8 protein-coding genes and 2 pseudogenes are annotated in these 12968 nt (G+C 63.7%); 2 read left to right on the plus strand and 8 right to left on the minus strand.

Annotated elements, in window-relative coordinates:
• Window positions 1-7 precede the first annotated feature (7 nt).
• On the minus strand, window positions 8-1018 hold the full coding sequence (locus NKJ08_RS08145) for an ABC transporter permease (RefSeq protein WP_352527723.1): 1011 nt from the start codon (window positions 1016-1018) through the stop codon (window positions 8-10).
• 265 nt (window positions 1019-1283) lie between these two features.
• On the opposite strand from NKJ08_RS08145, the gene NKJ08_RS08150 reads away from it, so the two are divergent.
• On the plus strand, window positions 1284-2246 hold the full coding sequence (locus NKJ08_RS08150; protein WP_352527721.1) for a sugar-binding transcriptional regulator: 963 nt from the start codon (window positions 1284-1286) through the stop codon (window positions 2244-2246).
• Here the strand turns inward: NKJ08_RS08150 and NKJ08_RS08155 are convergent.
• From NKJ08_RS08155 to NKJ08_RS08170, 4 genes and pseudogenes are all read right to left on the minus strand, one after another.
• Entirely contained in the window at window positions 2236-3738 is a 1503-nt protein-coding gene (locus tag NKJ08_RS08155; RefSeq protein WP_352527719.1) for a xylulokinase, read from the minus strand. The genes NKJ08_RS08150 and NKJ08_RS08155 overlap by 11 nt on opposite strands.
• A 20-nt stretch (window positions 3739-3758) precedes the next feature.
• Window positions 3759-5081, minus strand: a complete 1323-nt coding sequence (locus tag NKJ08_RS08160; RefSeq protein ID WP_352527717.1) for an NAD(P)H-dependent oxidoreductase — start codon at window positions 5079-5081, stop codon at window positions 3759-3761.
• Between the two features lie 410 nt (window positions 5082-5491).
• Window positions 5492-6235, minus strand: a pseudogene (locus NKJ08_RS08165) (DUF427 domain-containing protein).
• A 144-nt stretch (window positions 6236-6379) separates the two neighbouring features.
• Window positions 6380-8034 (minus strand): annotated as a pseudogene (locus NKJ08_RS08170) (ABC transporter substrate-binding protein).
• A gap of 120 nt (window positions 8035-8154) precedes the next feature.
• Here NKJ08_RS08170 and NKJ08_RS08175 point away from each other — a divergent pair.
• The gene (locus NKJ08_RS08175) at window positions 8155-9048 is read left to right on the plus strand and encodes a LysR family transcriptional regulator (protein WP_352776510.1); all 894 of its coding nucleotides are present in this window, start codon (window positions 8155-8157) and stop codon (window positions 9046-9048) included.
• A gap of 10 nt (window positions 9049-9058) precedes the next feature.
• Here the strand turns inward: NKJ08_RS08175 and NKJ08_RS08180 are convergent, their stop codons facing one another.
• The 3 genes from NKJ08_RS08180 to NKJ08_RS08190 are packed head-to-tail and all read right to left on the minus strand — an operon-like array spanning window position 9059 to window position 12916.
• Window positions 9059-11089, minus strand: coding sequence for a dipeptide ABC transporter ATP-binding protein (locus NKJ08_RS08180; RefSeq protein ID WP_352527713.1), 2031 nt, complete (start codon window positions 11087-11089; stop codon window positions 9059-9061).
• Entirely contained in the window at window positions 11082-11966 is an 885-nt protein-coding gene (locus tag NKJ08_RS08185) for an ABC transporter permease (protein WP_352776511.1), read from the minus strand. The genes NKJ08_RS08180 and NKJ08_RS08185 overlap by 8 nt, the downstream gene beginning before the upstream one ends.
• A complete protein-coding gene (locus NKJ08_RS08190) occupies window positions 11963-12916 on the minus strand; it encodes an ABC transporter permease (protein ID WP_352781632.1) in 954 nt (317 codons plus the stop codon). The genes NKJ08_RS08185 and NKJ08_RS08190 overlap by 4 nt, the downstream gene beginning before the upstream one ends.
• Window positions 12917-12968: the final 52 nt, after the last annotated feature.

Genomic DNA, 12968 nt, shown 5'->3' on the forward strand with positions numbered 1-12968 from the left:
CAATTCTTCATTGAGCTCTGCGCCGCCAGGTGTCGGTGGCCACCGCCAGCGCGATCACCACGCCGATAACCACTTGCTGGATGAAGGGCGAGACACCGAGCAGGTTCAACCCATTGCGCAGCACGCCGATGATGAGGACGCCGATGGCGGTGCCGCCGATCGAGCCGACGCCGCCCGACAGGCTGGCGCCGCCGATCACCACCGCCGCGATGGTGTCGAGTTCGTAGCCGAGGCCGGAGCTCGGCTGGACGGAATCGAGCCGGGCGGCAAGCACGATGCCGGCGAGACCGGCCAGCACGCCGCAGATCGCGTAGACCCAGTTGGTCAGCGACTTGACCGGTATGCCGGACAGCCGGGCGACTTCGGCGCTGCCGCCGATTGCGTAGAGGCTACGGCCGGTGGCGCGATAATTCAGGAAGATCGCGAAAATGACGGCAAGCACGATCATCAGCCCGACGGTGACCGACAGGAAGCCGAAATGGCGGATGATCGACAGGCTGGTGAACCAGTCGGGAAAGCCGACGATCTGTGAGCCGTCGGTGATCATATTGGCGAGACCGCGCGCTACCGACATCATGGCCAACGTGGCGATGAAGGGCGGCAGCTTGGTGACCGTCACCAGCAGGCCCGAAACCAGCCCGCAAAGACCGGCGACGACGAGGGCTGCGGCGATGCCCGCCGGCAGGCCCAAATTGAGATAGTCCGAGTGGGCGACGAAGCCCATCACCATGGAAGCCAGCGCCAGCACGGAGCCGACGGACAGGTCGATGCCGCCGATCAGGATGACCAGCGTCATGCCGATCGCCATGATGCCGAGCACGGTGACCTGGTCGAGCACGTTGAGGATGTTGCGGACAGTCAGGAAGGTGTCGGTGGTCAGCGAGAGCGCTAGGCAGAGCAGGACCAGCCCGATCAGCGGGCCCATGGTTCCGGCAAAGACAGCCGAAAACCTTGCGCCCGCGGTAACCTGTGCGCCAGAGCCTGCCTTCAACTCGCTTGCGTCGTTGCTCACAGCCACTTCGTCTCCTCCACAGCAATCCGGCGGTGCATCACCGGGCCACGTTGTTCACCCGGCCCCTCCCCGTGAACAATTTATCTTTAACATGCAATTTTGTTCAGCTAAACTGTTCGTCGGAAAATTGTCAAGGCCTGCCGCTTCATTCGACGACGGTTTGCGCTGTCCGCCGGTTTGCCTTACGCAAGGTCTCGGAAATCTTGGGCATTTCGAAGTCGCCGGATTGGAATATCATGAGCAGAGCCGGCGGCTGCGGCAAGGCAAACAGATGACGATCATAGAGAACGAAAGAGCCTCGCGCTTCCCCGACGCCGAACTCAAGGCCCGCGCCGCTTGGCACTATTATGTCGAGGGCCTGACGCAGGAGCGGATTTCCGAAATCCTCGGCGTCGGCCGCATCAAGGTGCATCGCATTCTCTCCGCCGCCCGCGAAGAAGGTGTCGTCCAGTTCCGTATCCGCGACAGCGTCGTCGAATGCGTGATTTTGGAGGAAAGTCTCAAGCAGCGCTTCGGGCTCAGCCAGGCTGTTGTGGTACCGTCGGCCGCCGACCGAAGCAACGCGCCGCTGATGATCGGTCATGCGGCCGCTGCCTATCTGGCCGACCACGTGAATGCTGGCGATGTCATTGCGCTGGGCTGGGGGAGGACGCTGAAATTCGCCATCAATGAATTGCCGCGGCGACCGATCGCCAGGACGACAGTGGTTTCCATGCTTGGCGGCCTCACCCATGCACAGCCGCTCAACCCCACAGAAAGCGCCTGGGATTTCGCCGAAAAGATCGGTGCGGAGTGTTTCCTGCTGCCGGTACCGGTCTATGCCGACAGGCCGGAGCAGCGCGACGCTTTCATGAGCCAGCGTAGCGTTCAGGATGTTGTTTTCCGTGCGCGCCGGGCAAACATCGCCGTGCTCAGCGTCGGTTCGTTTTCCAACGACAGCCCGATCGCCAATTACGGCTTCATCAAGCCCAGCGAACTCGAGGAGCTGCAGGCCGCCGGCGCCGTCGGCGATATTCTGTGTCATTTCATCGACGCCGAGGGCCGCCCGGTCGACCACGAGGTCAACCGCCGCGTCTGCGCCTATCCGCTGCAGGATCTGTCGGACATCCCGGCCATCATCCTGGTTTCGGGAGGGCAGGAAAAGATTGCCATCATGCGGGCGGCACTCGCCAACACCAAGGTATCGGTTCTGATCACCGACGAGGATGCGGCAAAGGGGCTGCTCAACGGCTAGTCGCGTTGAGAGCACTCAACCGCACGTGGATGTCGCGCGTCGCCTGATAAAGGTCACGGTAGATCGCCTTGCGCGCGCGATAGCCGGAGACCAACCCGTCGACCGGATCGACATGCCTGGTGGGAGCGGCAGCCATTGCCTCCGCGGCGGCTTCCGACGACGCAAACCAGCCGACCGCGGCAGCCGCCAGCATGGCGGCGCCGAGTGCGGCGGCCTCGTTGACCGGCGAAACCGAGATCGGCCGCTCGAGCACGCTTGCCATGATCTGCATGAGGAGCGCGCAATTGGTGCCGCCGCCGGCGGCAATCATCGCCGCCGGTCTGCCGCCGGCCTGGGCTTCCATGGCCTCCGTGGCAACGGCCTGCTCGAAGGCGATGCCTTCCAGGACAGCGCGGAAGAGATGCTCCGGCCGGTGGTCCAGCGACAGGCCGACAATGGCGCCGCGCGCAGCACCGTCCCAATAGGGGCTCATGACGCCGGCCCAGTACGGCATTACGAGCAGTCCGTCACTGCCGGCGGCAACATCCAGCGCCGCCTTCTCCAGCGCTGCTGCCGACGGCGAGCCGGTCGTGCGAACGATCCAGTCGACCAGTTGCATGCCCGAGCGCAGCACGGTCTCCAGCATGAAACCGGAGCCGGTCGGCGAGACCAGTGTTCGAAACGCGTCGGAGGTTTTCATCTTGCCGGAGTAACAGCCGCTGACCACGCCGGAACCGAGCGAAAGATAGCTCTTGCCCTCGCCATAGACGCCCATGCCGAGGCCCATCGCCTGGCCGTCCCCGGCCCCGGCGACGACAGGCGTGCCAGCCTTCAGGCCGGTCAGCCGTGCTACGCTTGCGGAAAGGCCGCCGCAGACCGCGCCCGGCGCGACAAGTTCCGGCAATTGCTTTATCTGCAGCCCCGCGGTCGCAACAAGGCGGGGATGCCAGGTGCCTTTCTCGACGTCGAGCAGCCCGAGCGGATCCGCACTTGCCGTGCTGGTCACCAGCCGTCCGGTCAGCCGCTGAACGAAGAAGCCATGCACGTCGACCAACGCCGCTGCCTCGTGCAGCACCTGCGGCTGGTGTTCGGCAAGCCAGGCGATGGCATAGAGCGCCGGCGTCGGGTCCGGCGGCTTGCCGCTCCAGTCGCGGATGGCCTCGCGGCCGAGTTCGGCCGAAAGCCTGATAACCTGCGGGCGGGCGCGTTCGTCGAGCCACAGGATCGCTGGAATGAGCGGCTTGCCGGCGTTGTCCACCAGTGTGAAGGTCTCGCGCTGGTGGGCGATGCAGATCGCCGCCACCCGGTCCGCGCTGATCTTGTCGGCGACCTGCTTCAATGCGCCAAGCAGCGCCGTCCACCAATGTTCGGCGTCCTGTTCGAAATAGCCGGGCTTCGGATTTGAAAGCGGATAGGTCTCGCGCGCCTGGAACAGCTCCTCGCCGTTGCGCGTGAAGGCAATCGCCTTCACGGCCGTCGTCGAGGCATCGATCCCGATTACGACATCATCCATCAGGCGGAGATCCGGCGGGGTCAGGCCGCGTTCGTAACGAACCGTCCGTCCGACTGATCGAGACGACGGCGGATCTGGGTTATCACCATCGAATCGTCGGGTACACAATTTTCATAGGTCAGGAAATCGCCGGTCTTGAGCGGCTTGACCACCTTGGCGCGTTCGGCAAGGCCGAGCGGCAGGGCGCCGCGGGTGCGCGCGTCCTCCCAGGTCATGGCGAAGCCGCGATAGTCGTTCTCGCCGATCATGCCGAGCGACTGGCCAACGCCAAGGTCGCTCTTGGCGACCGCCACCGCCTCGGCCACCGGACGGTCGAGCGGCTCCATGTCGGCGCGCTTGTAGACCACGGCGCGCGCCGCCGACAGCGGCACTTCCAGGCTGGTCAAATGATAGGGCCGGAAGATCGTGAAATAGGGACCCTTGCCGACCTTGAGGTCGATCATGCGCTCCAGCACGCGCGGATGCCGGGTCTCGATGATGCAGAACACGCCGGGCGCCACGCCCTTGCCGATCGAATAATCGACCACGCCCTTGCGATGCAGCACGCCGCCATCCTCGCGCGGGCAGAGCACGCTGGCGAGCTCCTCCAGCGTTGCGGTCGGGCCATGCATGCCCGGCACATCGGGCACCAGGCCGGTGGCATTGGCAATCGCCACCATCTCGATCGCCGTCTTCGAGCCGTCGACGAATTCGACCAGCATGCGCGCATTCATGTTGCGCTCGGCCGCCTCCTTGTCGTAGTCGGCCGGCATGGCGTCGATCTTCAGCGGATTGTTCTTGCCCTTGCCGGCGGCGATGATGTTGAAGCCGAGACTTTTGGCAAAGCCGATGATCTCCAGCGTGCAGGCCGGCTCGTCGCCGGCGGCACCGGTATAGACGACGCCGGCCTTGCGCGCCTCTTCCTTGAGGAAGCGGCCGATGGTGATGTCGGCCTCGACATTGAGCATGACGATATGCTTGCCGTTCTTCATCACTTCGAGCGCAAACAGCGTGCCAATATTGGGATTGCCCGTGGCGTCGATGATAACGTCGATGCGGCCGGCCGCCGCCAGCGCATGCAAATCTTCGGTCACCGCGATCTTGCCGGCCTCGATGGCGCGGTCGATCGCCGCCGCATTGCCGGCCTGGACGATGTCGGAACGGTCGTGGCCGGCAAGAAGTGCAGCATCGATCGCCGCCTGCGGCCTGACCTCGGAAATGGCGCCGATCCGCATGCCGGGCATCAGCGCGACCTGGACGACGATGTCGGTGCCCATCTGTCCGGCGCCGGCAAGCCCGATGGTGATCGGTCCCTGCTGTTCAGCGCGCTGCAGAAGTTCCGCTGCAAATTGCGGATGGGACATGTCGCTTCCTCCAGTTCCTGACGCGCCGCAGCGTCCAAATCGCCGTTTTGAACATTCCTATTTGCAAATGAAAAATATTTCAACCAACATTTGGTACATTCCCGCTCTGGAATAACCGATCGCGATTTGGGCAAGCTGCCGGTGCAGCAGAATAACTGGCCACAGCTAGCAGTTGCGACGGCCCAGATCGAGAAGCCGATCCGAACGGGTGACAAACTGCGTGGTCACGCCAAGCCAATGCAGCCACAGGGCGTGGCCGGCCGCAGCGACGCTGGATACAGCGATGGCTAGAGCATTTTGCAGCCAAGTGGAATCACTTGGCGTCGCAGAAATGCGGCTAAACAGATGGATAGAGCGGGATGCACGGTTCAATTTTGAACGCATCCCGCTCTAAGAGACGGTCGAGAGCCTCAGAAATAGCCGTCCGATGCCGCCGTGGCTTCTTTCGGGATTTCGATGCCGTCGACCAGGATCTTGTCGACAAGCTCATGGTGGAAGCACACCAGCCCCTTGATGCGCTCGGCTTCGTGGACCGGCTCCGGATAGTACCAGACAAGGTTCTCGTGGCGTTTGGCTTTCGTCGTCACGTGATAATAATTGGAGATGCCCTTATAGGGGCAGCGCGAGATATAGCGGCTCGGCGAAAACATATCGAGCCGCGTGTCGGCAATCGGCAGGTAATGGCGCACCGGATGGCCGGTTTCGAACAGGAACACGCCGCGTCGTGAATCCGCAACCTGCTCGCCGTCGAGGATGACCTGCACGCGCCGCGACGACGGCAGGCAATCGACCCGGCGGAATGGGTCGCGGGCGTGGACGAAGATCTCCTCGTCCTCCTCGTATCAATGGCCCATCTTGCTCCAGTAGAACGACATGTAGTCGGCAATCGGCGGGCAGCCCTTAACCGGATCGAGATAACGCCACGCGGCATCCTCGACCAGCGTGATGCCGGTATTGAGCGAGTAATGGGTGGCGACCCCCTTGAAAGGGCTCTCGGTCGTCGTCTTGCTCGGCAGCAAAAACTCCTCGCGCACATCGCTGACCGGGAAATAATACACCGGCAGATGATCGGACTCGTAGAGCACCAGCGCGTTGATGCTGTCGGCAACGGTCATCGATCCGACCTGGACGCGCAGCCGTTTCGGCGATGGCATGGTGAAGGCGACATACCCCGGCTCGAATTCATACTGGAGGATCGTGTCGAGGACAGGAAAATGCGGCCCGCGACCGCGCAGATGGGGCTTGCGAATGGTGGCCTCCCGTTGCTTTCCTTTTTGCGCCCGTGCGTTGGCGCACGGTCAGCTCAATGATACGCGATCGAGCAGCAGCCCGGCGGCGATCGGCGGCAGGCCGCTGACATTCTTGCGCACCGGCACCAGCAGGTCGGGAAAATAGCTGAAAATGACCGGCGTCTCGTCGAGCAGCAATTTCTGGATGTCGGAGGCCGCGGTTCGCTGCGCGCCGATATCAAGCGCCTTTAGATAACTGGTGACCTGGCCGTCATAGATAGAATTCTTGAAATGCGCCGCATTCCACGGCCCGTCGCTGACCAGCGGGCTCTTCAGGAAGACATTCGGCACGCTGCGGTGTGCGTAGTCGGTGATGCCAAGCGGGCTGTCCAGCCAGTCCGATTGGCCGAACACCGCCTTCCCATAGTATTTGTCCTGATCCTCAATGTTGAGCGAGATGCGGATGCCGATCTCCTTGGCGAAATTCTGGAACAATTGCGCATAGCCGGGAATGTCGGAATAGCGCAGCGTCGTCAGCGTGATGTCGAAGCCGCTGGCGAGCCCCGCAGCTTCGAGAAGCTGCTTTGCCTTGGCGATGTCCTGCGCGGGTTGCGGGATCGATTTGTCGGTTGCCGGAAAGGCTGGCGCGAACGGGCTGTCATTGCCGGTCGCCGCCATGCCGTGGCACAGCCCATCCACCAGCTTGGAGCGGTCGATGGACAGCGCCAGCGCCTGGCGTACGCGCTCTCGGTAAACGGGCCGGTGTCGCAGCGCATATGCAGCTGGCGGTGAGCGGTCGAGGCGACGCGCAGCACATTCATGTCAGGGTTGTTCAGCACGACCTGGCTGACATCGAGCGGAATGGCGTCGAGTATGTCGACTTCGCCCGCCTGCAGCGCCAGGATGCGCGGTTGCACGTCGCCGTAGAACTTGAATTCGAGCCGGTCGGGAAGCGCCTTTTCGCCCCAATAGTCGGGATTGCGGACAAAGGTCGCGCCGACCTTCGGCGTGTAGGTCTCGAGCCGGAACGGCCCGGTTCCCTCGAAGGTCTTTTCGTAGTCGTCCTTGTAGCTCGCCGGCAGGATGACGGCGTTGTAATTGTCGATCGAGACCGAATAGGGAAAGCTGCCGTTCGGCGTATCGAGGTGGAAGGCGACGGTGTGATCGTCGACCTTGCGGGTGCCGCCCTTCGACAGCAGCCCCTTGAACACCGACAGCGCGTTGGACGAACCTCTCGGATCGGCGAGCCGGTCGAAGGTCGCAACAACGTCGTCCGCCCCAAACTCCTCGCCATTGTGGAACTTGACGCCCTTGCGCAGTTTGAAGGTCCAGACGCTGCCATCCTCATTAGGCGACCAGCTTTCCGCCAGCACCGGCCGCAAGGTCAGGTCCGGCTCGGTGACGCAGAGGAACTCGGCGGTCTGGAAGACCAGCTGATAGCTGCCGCTGTCGTAATAGGTGACGGGATCGATGGCGCCGCCCGGCGTGGCAACACCTGCGCGGACGGTGCCGCCCGGCGTGCCAGCAGCGCGCGCTTTGGGCGCGCCGAGGCCGGCGGCCGCCACGATGCCGCCTAGCAACGGCAGCGACAGGCCGAGCAGGCTGCCATGGCGAAGGAAATCGCGCCGCCCGATCCTGCCGGCCAGCAATTCGTCGACAGCGGAATTTTCGATGGAGCTCAGCTTCCTGCGGGCGGCGTCGATCGTCTTGAAATGCTTCGGCATGCCTGCATTCCTTCTTTCTCGCAGGCTCGGCCATTTAGGTCATTGTTGACTGGAGCCGGGAAGCGATATTTTTTGATAGGGGTCATCGAAATTTTCGATGCAGCAGCGACGGGCCGGATCATGGACACTGAAAATCTGCGCAGCTTCCTCGAGGTCGCCGAGCATGGCAGCTTCACCGCCGCGGCCAACCGGCTCAACCTCGCCCAGTCCACAGTCAGCGCGCGGATAAGAGGGCTTGAGGAGCAATTGGGTCGCCGGCTCTTCGTTCGCGACCGCGACGGCGTCACGCTGACTCCCGCCGGCCGCCAGTTCCTGCCGCATGCCTCCTCGATCACCCGCACCTGGGAACAATCGAGGCAGGACATCGCCGTTCCCGATGGCTACGAGACGCTGCTCAGGCTTACCGCTCCCGCCTATCTGTGGGACCGGATCACCTCGCCGTGGATTGCCTGGATGCGCGCCAGACGGCCGAATGTCGCGCTGCGGCTCGAAGGCAGTTTTCCGGATCTGGCGATCGACCAGTTGGCGGAAGGCCTGCTCGACATCTGCATCCTCTATCTGCCGCGGCCGCATCCCGGCATCATCTACGAGACGCTGGCCGTCGATCAGGTCGTGCTTGTCCAGCATGCGGCGCAGACCAGGCCATGGACCGAGAACTACATCCTCATGGACTGGGGGCTGGAGTTCCGCATCGAGCACGACCGGGCCTTTGCGGGAGTGAAGCCGGCAATATCGGCCGGGCTGGTTTTCATCGGGCTGCAGCATGTGCTGTCGCAGCAGGCGGCCGCCTATCTGCCGCTCAGCGCCGTCAGCAGCCATATCGAGCGCGGCGAGCTGAGACGGATCGAGGGTGCGCCGGTCTTCCAGCGGCCGATCTATCTCGCCTATCCCAGCAACCCCTCTCTGTCGGATGTTCTGGATGTCGCGCTGTCGGGGCTGCGGGCGCTGGCAAAGGACTGGTCGGGCAAGCAGGGCTTTTCGGAGAACGGCCGCGCTTTCAGCATGGCGGATTGAATGGCGGCGATCAGGCGGGCTCCGTCTCTGCGGTCGTCGCCTTCTGCAGCGTTTTCAGCTCGACGTAAGGGATATGGCAGCGGATCGCGTGGCCGGGGCGCGCTTCGGCCAGGGGCGGCTCCCGCTCTTCGCAGATCGCGCCGATCTTGCGGGGGCAGCGTGTGTGGAAAACACAGCCCGACGGCGGATTGGTGGCGCTGGGGATTTCGCCTTCGAGGCGGATGCGCGAGGTTTCCGTCTGGTCGAGCTTGGGCACCGCCGACAGCAGCGCTTCCGTATAGGGGTGATGCGGGCCGGCAAAGACATCCTCGGACGGCCCCAGCTCCATGATCCGCCCGAGATAGAGCACGGCGATCTGGTCTGAGAGATAGCGGACCACCGCAAGGTCGTGCGAGATGAAGATATAGCTGACATGCTCCTTCGACTGCAGGTCGGCGAGCAGGTTGAGGATTGCCGCCTGCACCGACACGTCGAGCGCCGAGGTCGGTTCGTCGCAGACGACGATGCGCGGTTCGCCGGCGAAGGCGCGGGCGATGGCGACGCGCTGCTTCAGCCCGCCCGACAGCTGGCGCGGTTTGACCGCGAGATAGCGATCGGTAAGCCGGACCGAACGGACAAGCTCGTTCAGGCGCGCCTCCAGCGCCTTGCCGCTGAGCCCGGCGAGCCTTTTCAGCGCCCGGCTGATCAGATGGCGGATCGAATGCGAGCGGTTCAGCGCCGAATCCGGGTTCTGGAAGACGATCTGCATCGCCTTGATCTGCTCGGCGGTGCGATTGCCTAACTGCGGCGCCAGTCTCTTGCCTTCGAGCTCGATCATGCCGCCTTCATCCGGCGGCACGAGGCCGAGCAGGAGCCTGGCGAAGGTCGTCTTGCCGCTGCCGGATTCGCCGACTAGGCCAAGCGTTTCGCCGGGCCTGAGGCTGACCGACACATCCTTGACCGCCCTGAGCGCATGGCCATGGCTGGCATAGGTCTTGTTCAACCGCTCGACGCGCAGAACCGGCGCGGATGTGGCCTTCGGCACCGAAACCACCGCATCGCTGGGTGTCGCCCGCGGCAGCGATTGCGCCTGCTCGTGATAGTGGCAGCGCGACAGCCTGCCACCCAGATCGTAGAGCGGCGGCAATTCCGTGCGGCAACGGTCGGTGGCCAGAGCACAGCGGTCGGCGAACGCGCAGCCTTTGATCGCGGCGCCGAGGCTGGGCAGGAAGCCGGGAATGGTGTCGAGGCGGCCGTGATCCTTGCGCTGGCCACCGCGCGGCAGGCAGCGCAGCAGCGCCACCGTATAGGGATGGCGCGGATCGTTGAACACGCGGTCCGTCGGCCCTTCCTCGACCAGCATCCCGGCATAGAGGACGCCGACCCGGTGGCACATGTTGGAGACGACCGCGAGGTTATGGCTGATGAACAGGATCGAGGCCGACAGCTCCTGCCTAAGCTGCGCGATCAGGTCGAGCACTTCGGCTTCGACCGTCGCATCGAGACTGGTCGTCGGCTCGTCGAGGATCAGCATCGACGGGTCGTTGGCGAGCGCCATGGCAATCGCCACGCGCTGCTGCATGCCACCGGACAGCTGGTGCGGATAGCGCTGCATGACGCTGGCCGGGTCGGAAATGCGCACCCGGTTCAGCATGGCGGTTGCCCGCTCGGTGGCTGCCGGTCCCGAAATGCCGCCGAGCTCGAAAACCTCGGTCAATTGGCGGCCGATACGGATCGACGGGTTCAGCGCCTTACCGGGGTCCTGGTAGACCATCGACACGCTTTCGGCGCGGGCGCGCCGCAGTGCCTCCGCATCGAGCTTCATCACGTCCTTGCCGTCGAGCGAGATCGCCCCGCCGGTGATCGAGCCGTTGCGCGGTAAATAGCGCACGACGGAAAGCGCCACCGTGGATTTGCCGCAGCCGGATTCGCCGACCAGCCCGTAGGCTTCGCCTTGCCTGATCGTGAGGCTGAGATCGCGCAGCACCGCCCGATTGCGGCCGCCGACACGGTAGGCGACTGACAGCTCGTGCAGGTCGAGCGCGTTGACGGGCTCAGTCATTGAGAGCCCCCTGAACACCGTCGGTGACAAGATTGACGCCGATCACCAGCGAGGCGATGGCGAGCGCGTCGAACAACACCGTCCACCAGAAGCCGCCGCCGATCATGCCGTAATTGCTGGAGATGCTGAGCCCCCAGTCGGGCGAGGGCGGCTGGATGCCGAAGCCCATGAAGCTCAGCGTGGCGACGGCGAAGATCGCATAGCCGAGACGGACGGTCGTTTCGACGAGAATCGGCGGAACGACATTCGGCAATATCTCGACGAACATCATGTGCAGCGCGCTTTCGTGCCTGAGCTGCCCGGCGGCGACATAGTCGAGCTCGCGTTCGGCGAGCACGGCCGAGCGCACTGTGCGCGCGATGATCGGTGCAAAGCTGAGGCCGATGACGACGATCACCGTCGTCTTCGACGTGCCGAGCGCGACGATGGCGAGCAGCGCGACGATGACCACCGGGATCGCCATGAAGGCCTCTAGGATGCGGCTGATGACGTCGTCGACGATGCCGCGAAAATAGCCGGTGAACAGGCCCAGCGCCGTCCCCGCCACGGTCGCCAGCAAGGTCGCCAAAGGTGCGACGGTGAGGATGTCGCGCGAGCCGACGATGACGCGCGAAAACACATCACGGCCGATCTGGTCGGTGCCGAACCAGTGCTCGGCGGAAGGCGGTGCCAGTGCATTGATGATGTCGTCGGAGAGTGGGTCGTAGGGCGCAAAATGCTCGCCGAACAGCGCGCAGGCAACCCAGAACAGCACGATGCCGAGACCGGTGAGAAACGTGCCGGAGCGAAGCAGCGAAAAGAGAACCTCGGCCCAGGGGCCGCGCGGGTTGGCATCAGCGGGCGCCAGCGCGCCGGTTTGGCCGTCTGTAGCGCTCATTGCTCTGCCCCCAGCCGGATGCGCGGATTGAGCACGGAATAGAGGAAATCGGCGGCAAGCGTCGCAACCGCATAGACGATGCCGATGGTCAGGATGCCGGCCTCCAGCACCGGAAAATCCTTGCCGCGCGCAGCCGTGAAGATCAGCGAACCGATCCCCTGATAGCGAAACAGCGTTTCGATGACGACAAGGCCGCCGATCAGATAGCCGGTCTGCGTCGCAATCACGGTGATGGTCGGCAATAGCGCATTGCGCAGCACATGCCGCCAGATCACCGTCCGCCACGGCAGACCCTTGAGCACTGCGGTTCGGGTGTAGTCGGAATCAAGGGCCTCGATCATGCCGGAGCGGGCCATCCGAGCGATATAGCCAAACAGTACCAGGAACAGCGGCAGGGAGGGCAGGATCAGGTAATAGAGTTGGGTGAAGAAGCCGGCATCGCGCGGCCATGCAGCGGAAATCGGCAGCCAGCGCAGCCACACCCCGAAAATCAGGATGAGGATGATGCCGGTGACGAATTCAGGCAAGACCGTTACCGACAGGCCGCCGAGGCTGATGATGCGGTCGAGCGGCCGGTTGAGATTAAGCGCCGCAATAACACCGCCGAGGATGCCGATCGGCACGACCAGCACGAAGGCGACCGCCGCCAGCTTCATCGAATGACCAAGCGCTTCGATGACGAACGGCGCCACCGGCGAGCGGAAAATATAGGACGTGCCCATGTCGCCCTGGACGAAGTTCGAGATCCAGCTCCAGTACTGGGTGAGCAGGGGACGGTCGACGCCGAGCGTGTGATTGAGAGCCTCGACGGCGCGCTGGTCGGCAAACGGTCCCAATATGGCGCGCCCAACATTTCCGGGCAGCACCTGGCCGCCTAGAAACACCATGATGCTAAGCAGAAACAGCGTGACGAGCGACAGGAAGACACGCCGGACAAGGAAGGCGAAAATGGCGAATACTCCTTGTGGAGCCAGCTCCCGTCCGGGAGCCGGCTGTTAGAGA

The sequence above is a fragment of the Mesorhizobium sp. M0244 genome, assembly GCF_040321795.1.
Lineage (GTDB): Bacteria > Pseudomonadota > Alphaproteobacteria > Rhizobiales > Rhizobiaceae > Mesorhizobium.

Excerpts from the sequence above, each read along its gene's own strand:
- NKJ08_RS08150 (WP_352527721.1), top strand. The coding sequence starts at position 1,284 with ATGACGATCATAGAGAACGAAAGAGCCTCGCGCTTCCCCGACGCCGAA.
- NKJ08_RS08155 (WP_352527719.1), bottom strand. The coding sequence starts at position 3,738 with ATGGATGATGTCGTAATCGGGATCGATGCCTCGACGACGGCCGTGAAG.
- NKJ08_RS08160 (WP_352527717.1), bottom strand. The coding sequence starts at position 5,081 with ATGTCCCATCCGCAATTTGCAGCGGAACTTCTGCAGCGCGCTGAACAG.
- NKJ08_RS08175 (WP_352776510.1), top strand. The coding sequence starts at position 8,155 with ATGGACACTGAAAATCTGCGCAGCTTCCTCGAGGTCGCCGAGCATGGC.
- NKJ08_RS08180 (WP_352527713.1), bottom strand. The coding sequence starts at position 11,089 with ATGACTGAGCCCGTCAACGCGCTCGACCTGCACGAGCTGTCAGTCGCC.
- NKJ08_RS08185 (WP_352776511.1), bottom strand. The coding sequence starts at position 11,966 with ATGAGCGCTACAGACGGCCAAACCGGCGCGCTGGCGCCCGCTGATGCC.